This window comes from Cellvibrio sp. (assembly GCF_046347455.1).
In the GTDB taxonomy this organism is placed as follows: domain Bacteria; phylum Pseudomonadota; class Gammaproteobacteria; order Pseudomonadales; family Cellvibrionaceae; genus Cellvibrio.
The window spans coordinates 22,048-41,993 of the sequence record NZ_JAXMGC010000008.1 but is presented as its reverse complement, the minus strand read 5'-3'; the positions used below and the strand labels follow the sequence as shown (position 1 = coordinate 41,993).

The following is a 19,946-nucleotide window of genomic DNA, read 5'->3' as shown; positions in this document are numbered from 1 at the left end:
CGATGCCCGAGAGGGTGTCGCCTTTTTTTATGCGCGGGCACTTTTTAGGCGTGAAAAACACCCGGAACAGTGGTGAAGCGGGCGGGCTTGAATCCTGTAATCCCAACCCCATATAGCGACCACTGATTTGTTTTGCGGTAAGCGAACCGCGTGAAAATATTAGGAGAAGGCTGTGTCCACTGAAGAATACGAAAACGTCCAAAACGCTGATGCCCAAGCCAATGCCCAAGCAGATACAGAAGCTAACGAAGCGCCTGAGGTAAGTATTGAAGGTTTGCAAGCTCAGCTGGCAACCTTGGCCGCTGCTTACGAATCGGCAAAAGAACAATCCTTGCGCTCACAAGCCGATGCACAAAATGCCCGCCGCCGCGCAGAGCAAGATATCGAAAAGCCCACAAGTTCGGCCAGGAAAAAATCGTTAATGATTTGTTGCCGGTAGTGGATAACCTTGAGCGCGCCCTAGGCACCATTGACGCATCAAACGAAGCCTTAAGTGCAATTGCCGAAGGCATTCAGCTCACGTTGAAATCCTTTATCGACGCCTTGGCGCGCCACCAAGTCATTGTGGTGAATCCCCACGGCGAGCCATTTGATCCCAATTTGCATCAAGCCGTTTCGGCTGTGCCCAACCCCGATGTAGAGCCTAATACCGTGATCAACGTTTTCCAAAAAGGTTACACGCTGCACGGTCGTTTGGTTCGCCCGGCTATGGTTGTGGTTTCCAAAGCGCCTTAAGCTTTTTTAAAAGTAATAAGTTTTGTAAGGAATTTTTTAGGGTTGACCTTGAATTACATTTGTCAGCTCCAATATAGATTCCAACGGTTGGAAAAAGCCGGTAACTCGCTGCAAATTGCAGGAGAAACTGCGCAAAACCACCATCTATTAACACAGTACTTATGTTCGCTTTTTTTGAAAGGTTCATAAGTCAGTATCAGAGAAATTCAGGAGCAATATTATGGGTAAAATTATCGGCATTGACTTGGGCACCACCAACTCTTGCGTATCAGTATTAGAAGGCGGCAAGCCAAAAGTTATCGAGAACGCCGAAGGCGATCGCACCACGCCATCCATTATTGCGTTCACTAACGACGATGAAATTCTTGTTGGCCAATCTGCAAAACGCCAATCAGTTACCAACCCGCACAATACTTTGTATGCTGTAAAACGTTTGATCGGCCGTAAATTTAAAGACGACGTTGTACAGAAAGATATCAAAATGGTTCCGTACAAAATCGTTGCTGCCGATAACGGCGACGCATGGGTAGAAGTGAAAGGCGACAAAAAAGCTCCGCCACAAATTTCTGCTGAAGTATTGAAGAAAATGAAAAAAACCGCTGAAGATTATCTCGGCGAAACCGTAACAGAAGCAGTAATTACTGTTCCTGCTTACTTCAATGACTCGCAACGTCAAGCAACCAAAGACGCAGGCCGTATTGCTGGCTTGGATGTAAAACGCATTATCAACGAACCAACTGCTGCCGCATTGGCTTATGGTTTGGATAAAGGTGTAGGCGACCGCACTATCGCTGTATACGACCTCGGTGGTGGTACCTTCGATATTTCTATTATCGAAATTGCAGACGTAGATGGCGAACACCAATTCGAAGTACTTTCAACCAACGGTGATACATTCCTTGGTGGTGAAGACTTTGACTTGCGCTTGATTGAATTCCTTGCGGACACTTTCAAGAAAGATACCGGCATTGATTTGCACAACGATCCACTCGCATTGCAACGCTTAAAAGAAGCGGCAGAAAAAGCGAAAATCGAATTGTCATCAAGCCAACAAACCGAAGTGAATTTGCCGTACATCACTGCTGATGCTACTGGTCCAAAACACTTGGTAACTAAATTGACTCGCGCAAAACTCGAATCTTTGGTTGAAGATTTGGTTACTCGCTCAATGGAGCCAGTAAAACAAGCGATTAAAGATTCAGGCGTTGATATCAAAAAAATCGACGACGTAATTTTGGTAGGCGGTCAAACCCGTATGCCATTGGTGCAAAAAGCCGTAGCAGATTTCTTCGGCAAAGAGCCACGTAAAGACGTAAACCCTGACGAAGCAGTTGCCATTGGTGCTGCAATTCAAGGTTCTGTGTTGTCTGGCGATACCACCAACGTATTGTTGTTGGACGTAACTCCGTTGACTCTTGGTATTGAAACCATGGGCGGCGTTGCCACTCCATTGATCGACAAGAACACCACGATTCCTACCAAGAAATCACAAGTGTTCTCAACCGCGGATGACAACCAATCTGCTGTAACGATTCATGTTGTTCAAGGTGAGCGTAAGCAAGCTGCGCAAAACAAATCGTTGGGCCGTTTCGATTTGAGCGACATTCCACCAGCACCACGTGGCATGCCGCAAATTGAAGTGACTTTCGACATCGACGCTAACGGTATTTTGAACGTAAGCGCGAAAGACAAAGCGACCGGCAAAGAGCAAAGCATTGTGATTAAAGCATCATCAGGTTTGAGCGATGCTGAAATCGAAAAAATGATTAAAGACGCAGAAGCAAACGCCGAAGCAGATCGCAAGTTTGCTGAAGTAGTCACTGCACGCAACACGCTCGATGGTTTGATTCACGCAACTGAAAAAACCGTGAAAGAAGCAGGCGATAAAGCAACTGCAGAAGAAAAATCTGCAATTGAAGCGGCTTTGACTGAAGCGCGCGATGTTGTGAAGAGCGATGATCTTGCGAAGATCGAAGCAGCAACTACCAAGTTGACTGAAGCCTCTGGCTCACTCGCCCAAAAACTTTACGCAGAACAGCAAGCAGCTGGCGCGCAAGGTGGTGCAGGTGCACAACAAGCTGGCGGCAAAGCAGAAGATGACGGCGTTGTAGATGCTGAGTTTGAAGAAGTAAAAGACAAGTAAGTTTAATGAGGGAATGGTGCAGCAAGAAAAACTCACCCTCTCCCCAGCCCTCTCCCATCAAGGGAGAGGGGGCTAAAAACAAATGCGGGCTTGCCCGCATTTGTCACGTAAGAAACAGAGAGAATTTTTTCAGTCTCGGTCTCCCCTCTCCCCTTGTGGGAGAGGGGTAGGGGGAGAGGGGAAAATTTAATTTCCCGATAAAAGCTACCGAATCCAATTGGTTAAATTATGGCAAAACGCGATTATTACGAAGTGCTCGGCGTCGAAAAAGGCGTAGACGCTGCTGATTTGAAAAAAGCCTATCGCCGCGTGGCGATGAAATATCACCCTGACAGAAATCCGGATGACCCAAAAGCCGAAGAGAAATTCAAAGAAGCGAATGAAGCTTATGAAGTTCTATCGGATGACCAAAAACGCGCAGCCTACGATCGCTTCGGTCACGCGGGTGTAGACGGTCAAGCAGGCGGTGGCGGCGGTGCGGGCTACAGCAACTTCAGCGATATTTTCGGCGATGTCTTCGGCGATATTTTTGGTGGCGGCGGTGGCCGTCGCGGCGGGCCGACTCGTGGCTCCGATTTGCGCTACAACCTCGAATTAAACTTGGAAGATGCTGTAAAAGGCACCACTACACAAATCAAAGTGCCCACATTGGTTTCCTGTAAAACCTGTGACGGCTCGGGTGCAAAAGCGGGCAGCAAACCTGTTACTTGTACTACCTGCGGCGGTCACGGCCAAGTGCGCATGCAACAAGGTTTCTTTTCTGTTCAACAAACCTGTCCTAACTGCCGTGGTCGCGGCACCATCATCGCCGACCCCTGCAAAACCTGTCACGGCCAAGGTCGCGTAGAAGAAACCAAAACACTGCAAGTAAAAGTGCCAGCGGGTGTAGATACAGGCGATCGCATTCGTTTAAGTGGCGAAGGTGAAGCGGGCGAAGCAGGCGGCCCACCGGGCGATTTGTACGTACAAGTTCACGTGCGCGAACACGCCATCTTCAAACGCGAAGGCGCAGATTTGTATTGCGAAGTACCGATTGATTTTGTGGATGCAGCACTTGGCGGTGAGCTCGAAGTTCCAACGCTGGATGGTCGCGTAAAATTAAAAGTCCCAGCAGAAACCCAAACCGGTAAATTGTTTAAGTTGCGCGGCAAAGGTGTAACGCCAGTGCGCGGTGGTGGAGTGGGAGATTTGCTCTGTCGCGTGGTGGTGGAAACTCCGGTGAATCTCACTAACAAGCAAAAAGAAATGCTGAGAGATTTCCAAGCGAGTATGAAAGGCGGGAAGTTCTCGCCCAAACAATCGAGTTGGTTGGATGGGGTTAAGAAGTTTTTTAATGATTAATTAATTGTTAAAACCGAAACGGGCTGATTGAGAAATCAGCCCGTTTTTTGTGGTTAGGCAACATGGTTTCTGTATACGGAAGGACGGCTGCATTAGGTAATAAACTGAATAAAGTGTAGGTTAAGCGAACCTACTTTTTTAGGTTTTAATTATAACTATTAAAGGAATTTAAAATGTTAAATAAATCTTTGGCTAGATCTATTTCTTTGCTATTACTTTTGTTTTTTTCAATAAATGCTCATTGTGTAGAATCGATAGATGATCGTCTGAGTCAGTTATTACGTTCTAAGGATTATCTTTTGTTAGATGCCGAATTAAATTTTCTTGTAAAAAAGTATCAAGAAGATTTTAAAGGGGAAAGGGAGTTGGATATTGCACTGGATTCATTTTATCGGGCAGATCCTTTGCTGCAAACATTTTATGATGAATGGATTAACAAGCAATCTAACTCTGCCGTTGCATATCTGGCCCGAGGCATTTATTTTACGAAAATGGGGTGGAGTTCAAGAGGAAGTAAGTACATTAGTGAGACGAAAAAAGAACAAGTTGATGGTATGAAATTTTATTTTGAAAAAGCTATCAATGACTTTGAAAAAGCAAAGATATTAAACAAAAATTTGGTGCATATATATTGTTATGAAATGGAAATATATATGGCCTTAGGTTCTAAGGCTAAAATAGCTCCTTTAAAAGAGTTGGCGCTAAAAATAAATCCCTATAGCCTCACTGCTCGTACATATTATCTCTCATCTCTTTTGCCGCGATGGGGTGGTTCTGTTATTGAAATGGAGAATGAAATTTCGTTGGCAAAGCCTTTTTATACGAAAAATAAGAAATTAGAAATTTTGAATGGTCGTGTTTTTTCTGAGCTGGGCGATCAGGAATTGCTAAAAGGCAATTATCAAGATTCGCTCAATTACTATAATCAAGCAGTTAAATCTGGGGATTATTGGTTTTATTATGGGATGAGGGGGGAGGCATATACCAATTTAAACAATATGCCAATGGCAATAAGCGATCTTGAAAATGCGGTTAAGCTTCGTCCCAATTATCCCCATGCAAATGCTCTCTTGGGATTTAACTATGCTAAAAAGCAAGACCTGCGAACCGCAATTTATTATTTGTCTCGAGCCCTCTCTGCAGAGCCAAATGATTCCTTTTCCTTAGATCTTCGCGGAGTTTGTAATATGAATATGGGTAATTATCAGGATGCGCTTGATGACTTTAGTAAAGCGTTAGAGCTAAATCCTGCTTCAATGACTTACATGCAGCATAGGGACTTAGCTAAAGAAGCAATCCGTAGTATGAAGTTTAACTGATTTTTCTCGTTTGTAGGTTGGGTAGAAATGCCCAACATTCTCTTTTAATTTAAATTCTATTTCGCCAGCAGGCGAAATAAAAACTATCTAAAAAACCCCCTATTTATATTCCTCAAAAATCTTCGCCAAGGTCGCCAATCCCTTTTTCATATCATCCGCATTAGCGTGACTGAAGTTTAAACGCATGGTGCCAAATGCGGGCTCTCCACTCGCAGGATAAAACGCTTCACCCGGCATAAACACCACATTATGTTCCAGCGCAATTTTTAACAGTGGTCGCGTATCTTTTCCGTTACGCAATTTCAGCCAAAAAAATAATCCACCCGCTGGCGTTTCCCAATCTGCTAAGTGACCGAAGGTTGTTGTCAGTGCGTCATTCATGGCGTCGCGTTTAGCCCGATAGGTGTTGCGTAGGTTCATTAAATCCTGATGTCGTTCATTGCATGCCAACCAATTCGCTACACGAATTTGACCGGGGCGGTTGGTGTGTAAATCGCCTGCTTGTTTTAAGCGCAACAAATGCGGAAATAAATCGGACGATGCCGCTAAAAATCCCACGCGCCAACCCGGCCACAATGTTTTGGAAAAGCTGCCTAAATAAATCCAAGGCGCGCGTTTGAGCAAGCTGCAAATAGGTGTGCGATCTACCTCGTCGTACATGAGTTCGCGGTATGGTTCGTCTTCAATTAAGGGCAGTGCGTAATGATCGAGCACTTCCGCAAGGGCGCGGCGATTCTCTGCGCTGTAACAATGGCCTGATGGATTTTGAAAAGTTGGAATTAAGTAAATCGCGCGCGGTTTATGGGTTTCAATCATCTGCGCTAGGAGTGCTGGGTCAATGCCATCATCGGTGAGCGGTAGGCCTAAACAATTCGCACCAAATAATTGAAAAGCTTGCAGCGCCGCCAAGTAGGTGGGTGCTTCGCACAGCATGGGCGTTCCCGGGTCTACAAAGAGTTTGGCGGCTAAGTCGATACCTTGTTGCGAGCCAGATAAAACCAGCGTTTGTTGCGGCGAAACCTGCATGCCGCATTCCGCTAACCAATCTGCCAAGCGCGCCCGTAAAATCGGCTCGCCTTCGCTTTGCCCGTATTGTTGGAACACGGGGCTCATCCAATCATGGGAGTGGGGCATGTCACGCAAAAGCGGCATGGCTTCTGCGCTGGGTAGGCCGCCCGCAAAGGAAATCATTCCCGGCGCTTGGGCGGCGGCCAGAATTTCGCGTACCAGTGATGAAGTTAGGCGAGTAATGCGTTCGGACAATTGGGGCGGCGGAAGTTGCGAAGAAGCCATGCTGGACTCGTTGTTTGAATAAATTTGGTCATGTATATTGACCTATAATTCGCCTGTTCGAGAGAAAAGTCAATATGGTTGACCAATCAAATATCATTCCACTGCTCGTGAAGATGAGCTTAACCGTGCGCTTGGAGTTGTTTCACTTTGCCTTCCGCGCCTTTACCGCCAAGCCAGATCAGCTTTTGGAAGCGCGCGGTCTGCAGCGCGTTCATCACCGCATCCTCTACTTTGTTGGCCGCAACCCAGAGATTCGCGTAAGCGGTTTGCTCGCCATCTTGGGCGTGACCAAGCAAGCGCTCCACGCGCCTTTGCGTCAGCTGATGGCGATGGGCTTGATTCAAGATTCACCGCACGCCAGCGATAAGCGCGGAAAATGTCTTAAGCTCACGCCGGAGGGCGAAAAGTTGGAAGCCGCGTTGAGCGGTGCTCAGCGCAAGCTGCATGCACCAGCCTTTTCGATCAGGCGGTGCATGAAGGTGAGCATTGGCTTGGCGTAGTCTTATGGGGCAACTTGCCGGGCATTTGCCCAAATAAGTGGTACGGGCTGCATGGTGGCCCTTTCTCTTATCCCTTCATATTTCGCGGGCCTGCAAGGGTCAATAAATGTAAACGTCACCCCGCTATTGACGTTGTTTTTCATTTGCAAGAACATGGTTGCGCTACCATGGCGCACGCGCTTTCAAATTATCAGCAATAAGTGCTTGTCGGCTTTACTTCTAACAGCAATGGTAGCGCAAACAAATATAAGATCTAAAAGCTCCGTTGCATAGGGAGCAGCATCAGGCAAAGAATGAAATCAGCCGGGATAGCAAATCAACCAATTGCTTAGTGCGTTCCTCGCCGGCCGATGTCGACAATAATCGTTAATCAGACAAGGGGTATTCACGTGAATCTTAAATTAATGACGGCATCATGGCTGCTGGGAGCGTCGCTATGTGCGCATGCGGCGACCAACTCTGTCTACGAAACCATACCAAACGACACCAAGGCTGTAATGGTAAAGGCTGTGGGCGATGGTCGCACCGATGATACGGCAGCGATTCAGCGCGCAATTGATGCGGCGGTAGTGGATAAATGGCGGGGCGGCGTTGTGTTTCTTCCGTCTGGCCGCTACCTCATCAGCCGCACTATCATCATGCCGCCAGCGGTGCGTCTCTACGGTGTTGGTAAAACGCGTCCAGTCGTTATCTTGGGCGATAACACGCCCGGTTTTGGCGAAGGCGTTGCGACCATGTTTACCTTTGTCGGCAACGACCAATATGGCAACAAGCAGCCACCATTCCCGCCCAAAACCGTAGTGCCCTTTAACGATAAGTTGTTTGATGCAAACTCAAGCACCTTCTATTCGGCCATGGCGAATATTGATATCGAAATCGGCAATGGCAATGCCGGTGCTGTGGCGGCGCGTTTCCACGTTGCGCAGCATGCTTTCTTGTCGCATATGGATTTCAAATTAGGCTCGGGCTTGGCGGGTGTTTATCTTGCAGGTAACGTTATGCAAGATGTTCATTTTCACGGCGGCCGCTACGGCATACTCACGGAAAAAACATCGCCTGCTTGGCAGTTCACACTTGTCGATAGCAGCTTCGACGGCCAGCGCGAAGCCGCTATTCGTGAGCATGAAGTTGACCTCACAATGGTGAATGTTTCCATTAGTGATGTTCCCGTGGGAATTGATATTGACGAAGGCTATTCAGATTCGCTGTGGGGCAAAGACGTTCGCTTCAATAATGTTTCCAAAGCCGCGGTTGTAATTAGCGCAGAAAATAGCGTGTTCACCCAAATTGGTTTTGAAAATGCATTAGCGACCAATGTGCCGACCTTTGCGCGTTTCCGTGATAGCGGTAAAACCATTGAAGGTGTTGGCAAAGGCTACCGCGTAAAAGAATTTAATTACGGCCTCACCATAAATGACCCGCGTGCGATGGGGCAAATCAAAACCAACTGGCAGGCAGAACCCTTGAGCGCAATGCCAGCAGCAAAACGCGCAATTCGTCCGTTACCCTCAACCACTGCATGGTTCAACGTGCACGATTCGGGCGCGACAGGTGACGGTAAAACAGACGATACAGCCGCAATTCAACGCGCTATAGATTCGCACAAAGTTGTTTACTTCCCGCAAGGTAACTACATCGTCAACGATACACTGAAATTGAAGAAAGATACGGTGTTAGTTGGCTTGCACCCCGCGCAAACACAATTGATTATTCCCGAAAATTCGCCCGCATTTGCTGGTCTCGGTACGCCCAAAGCTGTAGTGGAAAGCGCTAAAGGTGGCAACGCTATTGTGAGCGGCTTTGGTATTTACACCGGCGTTACCAATCCGCGCGCAATGGGTTTGTTGTGGAAGGCAGGCGTTGATTCCTTGGTTGATGACGTAAAAATTCAAGGTGGCGCAGGCACACCGCGCGATCAACGCGATCAGCCGGTTAAAGGGCGCGATGATGGACAGTACCCCAGTATTTGGATTACGGATGGCGGTGGCGGAACCTTCATTGATATTTGGACACCGCACGAGAGCGCCCATGCTGGTTTCTATGTGTCTAATACCAAAACGCCTGGGCATGTTTACGAGTTGTCTACCGAACACCATTTCCGCAATGAAATCGTTTTGGATGGTGTGGAGAACTGGGAGTTCCTTGCTCCTCAAACCGAGGAAGAAGTGCGTATTAGCTCCGACGCAAATAGCCTCGATGTGCGCAATTCACGCAACATTCTTTTTGCCAATTACCACGCGTACCGCGTGACTCGCTCGCCTAAGCCAAATGCGTTTGCAGTGCGGCTGCAAAATTCAACGGACATACGCTTCCGCAATCTCCATTCAAACGCGGAAAGTGGATTTGCAATGTGCGATGAAAATGGCTGCGCGCCTTATTTGCGCGCGAGCAAATTTCCTTTTGAAAACGCCATTCGCAATGTGACTGCGGGTTGGGATATACGTGAGCGCGAATTTGCGGTGTTCGACGTGACCGATAATATGCCGAAGACTGAACCTGTTGCGCCGCTCTACACCGCAGCGCCAATCCAGAAAATCGCAGATGACTTCTATTCGATTTCAGGTGCGGCTGTTGCGCCGGACGGAAATCTCTATTTTGTGGAGCGTTACTTCCAGCGCATCTATCGCTGGACGCCTGCCAAAGGCTTGGAAATTGTACGTGACAACACGCTGGACCCGGTTAACCTTGCCATCGACAAATCCGGCAACGTGATGGTGATGTCGCCACAAGGTTCTGAGATCACTGTGTACTCGTTCAAACCAGATACGCCGTTCGATAAGATCGATATCATTCAACCCACTGCTGCCGCAGCTCGACCCAATGTGCAGGTTGCATTACCAGGCAACATTTGGAAAAACGACGGCGAATTTCAGGATCAGCTTGATTACGTAACCTACCGTTATTCAACCTTGGCGGAGCAATTCATCAAAGGTATGGGTACGCCCAAAACGCGCGAATATGTGTCGCCCGATGGCAGCCTTGTATTGCCTGCGTTTCGCACATTCCGTCAGGGCGATTGGCGTTTCTCCGACACCATGGACACCATGGGTCTTGTCACCGCTAAAGTGGGTGAGCGCGTGTTCCTGAATAATTCATCAGAGAATCGCACTTATCACGGGTTGGTTGGTTCAAACGGCGTTGTAACTGACTTAAAAGTCTTTGCTGAGCGCGGCGGTGAAAGTGTTGCCGTTGGGCAAGATGGAAAAGTTTATGTGGCGAATGGACAAGTCTTTGTTTATGCACCGGATGGCAAAATGATTAATCAAATCACCGTGCCTGAGCGTCCTATCCAATTAGTAGTTGGCGGTAAGGATAAGAAAACGCTATTTATTCTTGCGCATCACGGGCTCTACGCAATAAATATTTAGTTGTACATCTTCAAGTTGCGAGTTGGCGAAGCCGCTCGCAACTTATTTTACCGCAACACACTCTTTCTTCTGCAAGACGTTTTATTTTTAACTTTTTATTTTTCCCTTCTCCTTTCATGTTCACCTATCCCTTGGTTAAGTAAATTTGCATGACATTTATCATGAATTACTAAAGCCTTTTTATCCTTAAGTGCGTTCAGTTTAAATTCATTCCTGGTTGTTAAAGTTCGCTTCAATACATTTATTTATGAATGTATTTCGAATCGTTAATTTACAGCAATTAAGGAATATTTTATGAAAAAGAAAATTTTATTGGCAATGTGTATTGGGCGCATTTACCTTGCCAGCATTGGCGGACAACTTTTATGTGTTTGGTGACGTGGGCCAAGGCAAAATGGAAATCGAGACGCCTCCGGTGATTTTACGCTCAGCAAAACAGACACAACTTTTTCATTGGGTGCTGGTTATAACGTCAATCAATTTTTTGCTGTTGAAGTTGCCTACCGTGACTTAGGTCAAATTAAAGACAGCGGTATGGATGTTGATGACTTGGGCGACTCTTATCTCTATTCAGAAAAACTAAGCGCAACTGCTCTGCAAGCTTCTGTTGTAGGTAAATTGCCAATTAGCGAAGACTTTAATATTTTCGGTCGCGTAGGTGTGGCATCAATTGATGCAGATTACAAAATCACGGCATCCTATCCGGACGGCAACAATCCTGCACCGATTAAAGATTCAGAATCCAAAACCAGAGCTTTGGTAGGTGTAGGTGCAAGCTACGCTTTGACGCCACAAATCGCCTTGCGTGCAGAATACAACCAATACGCAAAATGGGATGACACCAAGTTGTCTGCTTTAACAATTGGCGCAACTTATAATTTCTAATCGCTAGGCATTAAACTAAAAAAGCCCCGCTAGTATTCTGCTAGCGGGGCTTTTTTATTCATCAAGGATGCTGCACTAACAAGCCAGAATCCTAGCGCGACTAAACCAATCAAAACCATAATGCCCTGGTTAATTAAGCTGGTGAAACCATGAATAGATTTGGCATGGGTGATCGCCAGAACAACAAATGGAATGTAGGCAAGGAGCGTTAGATATTGCACTGTTTTTTTAACATTAATGTGTTGATCAAACCAAAAGCTTTCCTTGTTGGCGAGTTCAACAAAAATTAAACCTAGCGTTATGCCTATCGCAGCCCCCCGCACACATCTGCAGGCCAATGCGCTCCAACCGCCATGCGCGAAAGTGCAACCAATAGACCGTAAATAAACAGTAACAGCAGTTTCCATCCTTTCAATTGATGAGCAAAGATAATAAAAATAATTGCCATAAACGCGCTCGCTACATGGCCGGATGGCATGGCGTAATTATTCGATGCGAGTTTTGGTCCCAGTCTGACTATATGGTCTAAGCCCCCGTATTCGGGGCGAAGTATTGCAAAGCTATCTTTGGCGAACTTAACAATGTAGTGAATGGATATTCCGCATAGCACAGCGCAAGTCAATAATCGCTGATGTTTTCGTAAAGTAATAAATAAAAGGCATCCCACAAAAATAACATCAGCGCTATTGGTAATGGTTACCCACAGCGCTTTTGAGGGCAGGGCGGAATTAATCGCAGAAAAGATCGACATGTTTAGAGGCTTAATGGCGCTCAGCAATATTGCAACACCTATAAGCGTTATGCTGGTTAGACTTAGGAGTCTGGTCCGAGTAGTAGTCATTTTATCCTGTACGGCGTGCGCTGTTCACAAATACAAAGTTTGGGTTTTGTTTATTCACATAATATTCAAAAAATTTCGCTCGCGTAAACCTTAGTTTGCAGTGACCTAACGAACCAGGATGAGGCCTTTTTTATGCGTGCTTAAAAGCCATTCCGCATAAAACTTGCGCAAGTTTCTCAAGATTTGCAAAGTTCCCCGCAAAGCTCCAAGAGTTTATTTGCCTGACCGAGGCTGCGTGATATAACAGGCATCCTCGACTTTGAGCGCATATTCCAGCAACTAATCCTTCGCGCTCGGGTCTACCGTCTCACTTATCGCACCTCGGTTTGGCTGTGTTGTAAGCCGTGGTGCTTATGTTCATAATGACAGTTCATATTTATAAGATAAAAGGGTGAAACCATGAAAACTCTTAAGGGTCCAGCCATATTCCTGGCGCAATTTTTAAGCGATACGGCTCCATTCAACAGTCTCGACAGCATTGCCGGTTGGGTTGCCAGCCTTGGGTTTAAAGGCGTGCAGATTCCAACGTGGGATAAACGCGTTTTCGACCTCGAACAAGCTGCCAACAGCACCGAGTACTGCCAGCAGTTCCTAGCAACTTTGGCCAAGCACGGTTTGGTTCCCACCGAACTATCCACTCATTTACAGGGCCAATTGGTTGCTGTTCACCCCGCTTATGACGAAATGTTTGATGGTTTTGCCCCCGAATCTGTTCGTGGCAACCCAACCGCTCGCCAAGCTTGGGCAGTAGAACAAATGATGCTGGCTGCCAAAGCCAGTAAAAACTTGGGCTTGAAAGCCCATGCCACTTTCTCTGGCGCCTTGTTATGGCCTTACTTGTACCCCTGGCCACAGCGCCCCGCTGGTTTAGTGGATGCTGGTTTTGCTGAATTGGCAAAACGCTGGAAACCAATTCTCGATGCGTTTGATGCAGTTGGCGTTGACGTTTGCTATGAAATTCACCCCGGTGAAGATTTGCATGATGGCGCGACTTTCGAACGTTTCTTGAAAGCGGTAGATAATCACCCGCGCTGCAATATTTTGTTTGACCCATCGCACTTCGTATTGCAACAACTCGATTACCTTGCGTTTATCGATCGCTATCACGACCGCATCAAAATGTTCCATGTGAAAGACGCTGAATTTAATCCAACTGCACAACAAGGCGTGTACGGTGGTTATGAATCCTGGGTTGATCGTGCTGGTCGCTTCCGTTCACTCGGCGATGGCCAAGTGGACTTCAAACAAATTTTCTCAAAATTCGCTGCTTACAATTACGAAGGCTGGGCCGTATTGGAGTGGGAATGCTGCTTGAAACACCCAGAAGTTGGCGCGGCAGAAGGTGCTCCATTTATTGCGCAACACATTATTAAAGTGACTGAGCGCGCATTTGATGATTTTGCGAGTGGCGGTACAGACCACGCAGCAAATCGTCGTATTTTGGGTTTGAAATAAATAGTTTTTTTTGCTTTTGCTTTTGCTTTTGCTTTTGCTTTTGCTTTTGCTTTTGCTTTTGCTTTTGCTTTTGCTTTTGCTTTTGCTTTTGCGTTTGACGTTCACTCCCTTTTGGCTTTGCCGAGCACTGGAAGAAAATTGCCGGCTAACGCACAGGAAGTGCGTTTGAGTGACGATGCGACATGGATGTCGCACCGGAGCGACGACAATTTTCTGAAGCGCGCAGGAAAAAACAAAGCCATGGGTCGCCTTTCTTTTGACTCCTTTTCTTTGGCGAAGCAAAGAAAAGGAGTTCGCCAAGAGGCGAAATAAAATCTAAAAAATTAAAAGCTTAATGTGAATATTTATAGCGTTGTTTTTGCATAAAGGAATTCAGTTTTCTCTAGCGTGAAAAAGCTGGATCCCCGCTACGCGAGGATGACGACTCCCCGTAAAAATTAGAGTTGATGAAGAGTTTAATTATGACTACTCCAAGAATTCGTTATGCAATGGTTGGTGGTGGACGCGGTGCATTTATCGGTGCTGTGCATCGCATCGCTGCGCGTATGGACGACCGCTATGAATTGGTTGCTGGTGCGCTTTCATCTAACCCAGAGAACGCAAAAGCGTCTGCTGCTGATTTACATATCGCACCAGATCGCGCTTACACCTCTTTCGAAGAAATGTTGCGCGTCGAAAAAACACGTGCAGATGGTATTCAGGCTGTTGTGATCGTTACACCAAACCACATGCACTTTCCCGTTGCTAAAGCAGCGCTTGAAGCTGGTATTAATGTGATTTGCGACAAGCCAGTAACGCGCACGCTTGAAGAGGCGCTTGAGTTGCAACAAGTCGCTGCAAAAAGCAGTGCTTATTTTGCATTGACTCACAACTACAGCGCTTATCCGCTCGTGCGTTACGCGCGTGAATTAGTAGGTAAGGGCGCGCTCGGGAAAATTCGCGTTGTGCAAGTAGAGTACCCACAAGAATGGCTCACAGTTGCGGCCGATGCAGATAACAAACAAGCCTCATGGCGTACTGATCCAGCTCGTTCAGGCGCTGGTGGATGTCTTGGTGATATTGGTACGCACGCGTTTCAATTAGCGCGTTTTATTAGTCAGCAAAAAGTGACTGCAGTTAGCGCTGACTTGGCGAGCTTTGTTGATGGTCGTTTAGTGGATGACAACGTTCATGCACTTTTGCGTTTTGAAAACGGCGCGAAAGGTATGCTGTGGAGCAGCCAAGTTGCACCCGGTTGTGAAAATGGTTTGCGCATTCGCGTCTTCGGCGATAAAGCGAGTATTGAGTGGGCGCAAGAAACACCAAATGAATTGTGGTTTGCCGAATTAAACAAACCGCGCCAACGCGTGACTCGCCGCGGCGATATTGGTAGCGACATCGCGGCGCGTGGCATGCGTACACCGGGTGGCCATCCTGAGGGGTATCTTGAAGCCTTCGCCAACTTGTACAACGACATCGCCGATATTTTAATTGCGCATCAAGCGGGCGAGCGTCATTATTTGCAAGACTGGGTGCCTGGAATTGATACAGGTGTTGAAGGCATGAAGTTTATTCAAGCCATGATTGATTCATCAAAGGCTGATGGTAGTTGGAAATCGCTGTAATTGCTGTACAGCACAGCAGCGAGAGTTAAAGCTCTCGCTGCTTTAAATCACAGTAACAATTTTTAAACCGCAGTTAACAATAATTCTATCAACAATAAAAAGGGTACAACTATGTCTAATACGATTAACCCAAATCGCTTATTTACGGCGTGTTGCGTGGCCTTGATCGTCACCGCAATGACCTTTGCTATTCGCGCAGGCATTTTGACGCAACTCAGCGCAACCTTTCAGTTCACTGATGCGCAATTAGGTTGGATCAACAGCATGGCGTTTCTGGGCTTTCCGGTCGCTATGATGGTGGGTGGTTTGCTGTATAACGCTTTGGGCGCGCGTACGCTTTTGTATCTCGCGTTTGTTTGTCACTTGCTCGGTTTGATTCTCACGATTACTGCAGGCGGTTTCTGGGGCTTGTTGCTTTCGTCATTCTGCATTGGTTTTGCTAACGGTTCTGTTGAAGCAGCATGTAATCCATTGATTGTGGATATTTACCACACCAACAAAACTACCAAGCTGAATAAATTCCACATGTGGTTCCCAGGCGGTATCGTAATTGGTTCATTGATTTCAGCATTGATGACTAAATTGAACATGGGTTGGCAAGCGCAAATTGCGATTATGTTGGTGCCAACTGCGATTTACGGTTTCATGATTTTCGGCCAAACATTCCCTGTGCCCGTTAACACCGAAACATCAACCAAAAATAATATTCGTGCGCTCTTCTCGCCATTATTTATTTTCATGTTGTTGGTGATGACTGTAACTGCTGCGTCTGAATTCGGTACACAACAATGGGTTGATCGTATTTTCGGAGCATCAGGTGCTCACCCAATGTTGGTGTTGGCCTTAGTGACTGGTTTGATGGCATTAGGTCGTTACTTCGCAGGTCCAATCGTGGAAGCATTGAATCCTGTCGGTGTGTTGCTCATGTCAGCAATTGTGACCACCATCGGTATTTATTTATTGAGCATGGCGTCTGGCGCGTTGATTTATGTTTCAGCGATGGTGTTTGCTATAGGCGTAACTTACTTCTGGCCGTGCATGATTGGTTTCATCAGCGAATACCAACCAAAAACCGGTGCGCTCGGTATGTCGTTAATGGGCGGCGCTGGCATGTTCTCTCTCAGTATTTGGAATCCCGTGATTGGCGGTTGGTTAGATGCTGCTAAAGCAGAAGCGGCTGCAAAAGGCATAGCGCCCGAAGCTGTAGAGTTGGCAGCTGGTCAAGCAACCTTGCAAAACCTCGCGCTGTTCCCAGCAGTGTTGATTGTTGTTTTCACTGGCTTGTATATTTTCCGCAAAAAATTCGCGAACAAATAAATTAAGCTGAATAAAAAGCCCCGGTAGAGAAATCTGCCGGGGCTTTTTTTTTAAATTAACCTCTTTTAAGGGGTAGGTTAGGAGGGGGTTTAGGTTACGACAAATGTTGCGCGTGGTAACGTAAGTGGTCATCAATAAAGGTTGCGACAAAAAAGTAGCCGTGGTCGTAACCTTCTTGATAACGAAGCACAATGGGATGTTGGCGCTGGTGACAAATATGTTCCAGCAATTCCGGGCGCAATTGCTCTGTGAGGAAATTGTCGGCGGTGCCTTGGTCGATAAACAACGGTTGTTTTGACAGACCTTTTTTAATCAGTGCGCAGGCGTCATATTCTGCCCAAGTACTTTGATCGTCACCCAAATAACCACTAAAGGCTTTTTGGCCCCAAGGGCTTGTACTTGGGTTGACGATAGGCGCAAACGCAGAGACAGATGCAAAACGGCCCGGTTGACGCAATGCCAACACCAGCGCGCCGTGCCCTCCCATAGAATGGCCGCTAATACTTTCTTTTCCGTTGAGCGGAAAATTTGCTTGAACAAGTGCTGGCAATTCTTCCGCAATATAGTCGTACATGCGGTAATGTTTCGCCCAAGGTTCTTGCGTTGCGTTCACATAAAAACCTGCGCCAGAACCAAAATCATAAGTCTCGTCTTCGCCGGGAATGTTTACCCCGCGTGGGCTGGTGTCTGGGCAGATGATCGCTATGCCTAATTTCGCAGCGACTTGTTGCGCGCCAGCTTTCTGCATAAAGTTTTCGTCAGTGCATGTCAGGCCTGACAGCCACCACAAGAGTGGAACAGATGTCGTCTCCGCTTGCGGCGGTAAATAAATGGCAAACACCATATCGCAATTAAGCGTTGCTGAGCGGTGTTTGTATCGTTTGATCCAGCCACCAAAACTTTTGGTGGCAGAAATTAAAACTAAGCTCGATTCGTCGTCAGACATAAAAAGTCTCAAATTAAAACGCATTTAAAAATGCAAAACCGTTCGGATACTTTTTCCTTCGTGAAGTAAATCAAACGCGTCGTTGATTTTCTCGAAAGGCATTTCGTGAGTAATAAACTCGTCGATTTTGATTTCGCCTTTCATATAACGTTCAACGTAATTTGGAAGTTGTGTGCGCCCCTTAACACCGCCAAACGCCGAACCTTTCCAAACGCGGCCCGTCACCAGTTGAAATGGACGCGTAGAAATTTCTTGTCCCGCGCCAGCCACGCCAATGATGATCGATTCGCCCCAGCCTTTGTGGCAGGCTTCCAGCGCAGAGCGCATCACATTAACGTTGCCAATGCATTCAAACGAATAATCCACACCGCCGTCGGTCATATTCACAATGACCTGCTGAATTGGGTCTGAATATTCTTTTGGGTTAACGAAATCGGTGGCGCCGAATTGTCTCGCCAAATCGAATTTTTCTGGGTTGATATCGATAGCAATAATGCGTCCGGCTTTTGCCATTTGCGCACCTTGAATGACTGCTAAACCAATCGCGCCCAAACCAAACACGGCAACTGTTGAACCCGGTGTGACTTTGGCGGTGTTAAACACAGCGCCAATACCCGTGGTTACGCCGCAACCGAGCAGGCAAATTTTGTCGAGCGGAGCGTCTTTCGATACTTTTGCCAAAGATACTTCCGGCAAAACCGTGTACTCAGAAAATGTTGACGTGCCCATGTAATGAAACAGCGGCTGGCCGTCGAGCGAGAAACGAGAGGTTCCGTCCGGCATAACGCCTTTACCTTGGGTTGTTCGTACCGATCCGCACAAGTTGGTTTTGCCAGAAAGGCAGAACTTACATTGGCGACATTCTGCCGTGTAGAGCGGAATCACGTGATCGCCTACCTGCAAGCTCGTCACGCCTTCGCCAACAGCTTCAACAATACCTGCGCCTTCATGGCCTAGTACGGCTGGAAACAAGCCTTCCGGATCTGCGCCCGACAGGGTGTAAGCATCTGTATGGCAAACGCTGGTAGCGACTATACGCACCAGCACTTCGCCCGCTTTAGGGCCCTGAACATCAATTTCCACCAATTCCAAAGGTTTGCCCGCAGCAAAGGCAACAGCAGCGCGTGATTTCATAATCGATTCTCGATTCAAAATAGGAGATTCGCGGCAACCGCCGCAGACAGGGCTGAAGAGTGTAGACTAGTGCCTATCAGGTGGTAACCACCTTAAAAATCACTTAATTGTTGCCGAGGAGCAATAATGCAGCATTGGGATCGTGTGGAAGCTTTTGTAGAAGTGGTGCGCAATGGCAGCTTTGCGGGTGCCGCCCGTCAGCTACAAGTCTCCAACTCACACATCAGTCGTTTGGTGGGACAACTGGAGCAACAGCTCGGTACACAGCTGCTTTACCGAACGACGCGCCAAATCCGGCTCACAGACACGGGCACGCTTTACTATGACAGCTGCCGCCAATTGTTCGATGGCTTTAAAGAAGCCGAGCTACAGCTAAACCAGCACCAAGGCCAACCTGCAGGTTTACTCAAAATTACCGCCGCAACCACCTTTGGCGACCGCTACATAGCGCCGCTGGTAAACGACTTTGCACTTATGTACCCACAAATCAAAGTCAGCATGTACTTCAGTAACCGCCAAGTAGACCTGATTGATGAGGGATTTGATCTCGGCATTCGCATGGGTGTACTTAAAGAATCCACGCTCATTGCGCGGCGTTTGTGTGACCGAAAGGAATATCTGGTTGCGTCGCCCGCGTATTTTGCGAGCCATACCAAGCCTGAAAAGCTTGCAGATTTGGAGCAACACAACTGCCTCATCGGCTCTCGTGGCACCTGGCTACTCTCCCAAAACGGCGTGCGCAAAGATGTAGTCGTACGTGGAAACTGGCAAGCCAACTCCGGCCCCGGCCTGCTGGATGCCGCACTCAAAGGCATAGGCATCGCCCAATTACCCGACTATTACATAGACGAACACCTAACCAGCGGCCGCCTGCAATCCGTTCTCGATAACTACCGCTACACCGACACAGGTGTTTGGGTTGTCTACCCCCAACAGCGATACATTGCCCCTAAGGTGAGGTTCTTTATTGATTTCTTGGTTGAGCGATTTGAGAGGGGTATTGGGCGCTCTATTAAACCTTAAATACTCAATGTGCTATGGATGAGTGTTTAATACCTGATGGAA

The 19,946-nt window shown here is 47.2% G+C and carries 14 protein-coding genes and 2 pseudogenes; 12 read left to right on the top strand and 4 right to left on the bottom strand.

All coding sequences use genetic code 11. From position 1 onward, the window contains the following. Positions 1-172: 172 nt before the first annotated feature. From grpE to U1F02_RS14240, 4 genes and pseudogenes are all read left to right on the top strand, one after another. A pseudogene (gene grpE, locus U1F02_RS14255) lies at positions 173-735 on the top strand (nucleotide exchange factor GrpE). Between the two features lie 220 nt (positions 736-955). Next, positions 956-2,878 (top strand): molecular chaperone DnaK, encoded by a 1,923-nt coding sequence (dnaK, locus tag U1F02_RS14250; RefSeq protein WP_409991079.1) that lies wholly within the window; start codon positions 956-958, stop codon positions 2,876-2,878. A gap of 228 nt (positions 2,879-3,106) precedes the next feature. After that, positions 3,107-4,219, top strand: coding sequence for a molecular chaperone DnaJ (dnaJ, locus tag U1F02_RS14245; protein WP_409991078.1), 1,113 nt, complete (start codon positions 3,107-3,109; stop codon positions 4,217-4,219). 173 nt (positions 4,220-4,392) lie between these two features. Continuing rightward, positions 4,393-5,538, top strand: a complete 1,146-nt coding sequence (locus U1F02_RS14240) for a tetratricopeptide repeat protein (protein WP_409991077.1) — start codon at positions 4,393-4,395, stop codon at positions 5,536-5,538. Between the two features lie 99 nt (positions 5,539-5,637). Here U1F02_RS14240 and U1F02_RS14235 read toward each other — a convergent pair whose 3' ends face one another. After that, complete coding sequence (locus tag U1F02_RS14235) at positions 5,638-6,831, bottom strand: PLP-dependent aminotransferase family protein (protein WP_409991076.1); 1,194 nt, start codon at positions 6,829-6,831, stop codon at positions 5,638-5,640. Positions 6,832-6,905: 74 nt separating this feature from the next. On the opposite strand from U1F02_RS14235, the gene U1F02_RS14230 reads away from it, so the two are divergent. The 3 genes and pseudogenes from U1F02_RS14230 to U1F02_RS14220 all read left to right on the top strand — a co-directional run. Next, a complete protein-coding gene (locus U1F02_RS14230) occupies positions 6,906-7,331 on the top strand; it encodes a MarR family winged helix-turn-helix transcriptional regulator (RefSeq protein ID WP_409991075.1) in 426 nt (141 codons plus the stop codon). A 389-nt stretch (positions 7,332-7,720) separates the two neighbouring features. After that, the gene (locus U1F02_RS14225) at positions 7,721-10,699 is read left to right on the top strand and encodes a glycosyl hydrolase family 28-related protein (protein WP_409991074.1); all 2,979 of its coding nucleotides are present in this window, start codon (positions 7,721-7,723) and stop codon (positions 10,697-10,699) included. A 405-nt stretch (positions 10,700-11,104) separates the two neighbouring features. After that, a pseudogene (locus tag U1F02_RS14220) lies at positions 11,105-11,584 on the top strand (porin); the annotation flags it as partial. A gap of 304 nt (positions 11,585-11,888) precedes the next feature. Here U1F02_RS14220 and U1F02_RS14215 read toward each other — a convergent pair. Continuing rightward, on the bottom strand, positions 11,889-12,425 hold the full coding sequence (locus tag U1F02_RS14215) for a phosphatase PAP2 family protein (RefSeq protein WP_409991073.1): 537 nt from the start codon (positions 12,423-12,425) through the stop codon (positions 11,889-11,891). A 399-nt stretch (positions 12,426-12,824) separates the two neighbouring features. On the opposite strand from U1F02_RS14215, the gene U1F02_RS14210 reads away from it, so the two are divergent. From U1F02_RS14210 to U1F02_RS14195, 4 genes are all read left to right on the top strand, one after another. Then, positions 12,825-13,880 (top strand): sugar phosphate isomerase/epimerase family protein, encoded by a 1,056-nt coding sequence (locus U1F02_RS14210; protein WP_409991072.1) that lies wholly within the window; start codon positions 12,825-12,827, stop codon positions 13,878-13,880. Positions 13,881-14,045: 165 nt separating this feature from the next. Next, positions 14,046-14,192: a hypothetical protein gene (locus tag U1F02_RS14205; RefSeq protein WP_409991071.1), complete on the top strand. Its 147-nt coding sequence runs from the start codon at positions 14,046-14,048 to the stop codon at positions 14,190-14,192. 149 nt (positions 14,193-14,341) lie between these two features. Beyond that, positions 14,342-15,484 carry a Gfo/Idh/MocA family protein gene (locus U1F02_RS14200; RefSeq protein WP_409991070.1) on the top strand — a complete coding sequence of 381 codons (1,143 nt, stop codon included), beginning with the start codon at positions 14,342-14,344 and terminating at the stop codon, positions 15,482-15,484. Between the two features lie 111 nt (positions 15,485-15,595). Then, on the top strand, positions 15,596-16,801 hold the full coding sequence (locus U1F02_RS14195) for an MFS transporter (protein ID WP_409991069.1): 1,206 nt from the start codon (positions 15,596-15,598) through the stop codon (positions 16,799-16,801). Between the two features lie 94 nt (positions 16,802-16,895). Here U1F02_RS14195 and fghA read toward each other — a convergent pair whose 3' ends face one another. Both fghA and U1F02_RS14185 read right to left on the bottom strand, forming a co-directional pair. Continuing rightward, the gene (gene fghA / locus U1F02_RS14190) at positions 16,896-17,747 is read right to left on the bottom strand and encodes an S-formylglutathione hydrolase (RefSeq protein WP_409991068.1); all 852 of its coding nucleotides are present in this window, start codon (positions 17,745-17,747) and stop codon (positions 16,896-16,898) included. Between the two features lie 24 nt (positions 17,748-17,771). Next, positions 17,772-18,884: an S-(hydroxymethyl)glutathione dehydrogenase/class III alcohol dehydrogenase gene (locus tag U1F02_RS14185; RefSeq protein ID WP_409991123.1), complete on the bottom strand. Its 1,113-nt coding sequence runs from the start codon at positions 18,882-18,884 to the stop codon at positions 17,772-17,774. A gap of 123 nt (positions 18,885-19,007) precedes the next feature. Here U1F02_RS14185 and U1F02_RS14180 point away from each other — a divergent pair, with 123 nt between their 5' ends. Beyond that, on the top strand, positions 19,008-19,904 hold the full coding sequence (locus U1F02_RS14180; RefSeq protein ID WP_409991067.1) for a LysR substrate-binding domain-containing protein: 897 nt from the start codon (positions 19,008-19,010) through the stop codon (positions 19,902-19,904). Positions 19,905-19,946 lie beyond the last annotated feature (42 nt).

What these genes read in the sequence shown, in the direction of transcription:
- dnaK (WP_409991079.1), top strand. Translation starts at nt 956, where the DNA reads ATGGGTAAAATTATCGGCATTGACTTGGGCACCACCAACTCTTGCGTA.
- dnaJ (WP_409991078.1), top strand. Translation starts at nt 3,107, where the DNA reads ATGGCAAAACGCGATTATTACGAAGTGCTCGGCGTCGAAAAAGGCGTA.
- U1F02_RS14240 (WP_409991077.1), top strand. Translation starts at nt 4,393, where the DNA reads ATGTTAAATAAATCTTTGGCTAGATCTATTTCTTTGCTATTACTTTTG.
- U1F02_RS14235 (WP_409991076.1), bottom strand. Translation starts at nt 6,831, where the DNA reads ATGGCTTCTTCGCAACTTCCGCCGCCCCAATTGTCCGAACGCATTACT.
- U1F02_RS14230 (WP_409991075.1), top strand. Translation starts at nt 6,906, where the DNA reads ATGGTTGACCAATCAAATATCATTCCACTGCTCGTGAAGATGAGCTTA.
- U1F02_RS14215 (WP_409991073.1), bottom strand. Translation starts at nt 12,425, where the DNA reads ATGACTACTACTCGGACCAGACTCCTAAGTCTAACCAGCATAACGCTT.
- U1F02_RS14210 (WP_409991072.1), top strand. Translation starts at nt 12,825, where the DNA reads ATGAAAACTCTTAAGGGTCCAGCCATATTCCTGGCGCAATTTTTAAGC.
- U1F02_RS14200 (WP_409991070.1), top strand. Translation starts at nt 14,342, where the DNA reads ATGACTACTCCAAGAATTCGTTATGCAATGGTTGGTGGTGGACGCGGT.
- U1F02_RS14195 (WP_409991069.1), top strand. Translation starts at nt 15,596, where the DNA reads ATGTCTAATACGATTAACCCAAATCGCTTATTTACGGCGTGTTGCGTG.
- fghA (WP_409991068.1), bottom strand. Translation starts at nt 17,747, where the DNA reads ATGTCTGACGACGAATCGAGCTTAGTTTTAATTTCTGCCACCAAAAGT.
- U1F02_RS14180 (WP_409991067.1), top strand. Translation starts at nt 19,008, where the DNA reads ATGCAGCATTGGGATCGTGTGGAAGCTTTTGTAGAAGTGGTGCGCAAT.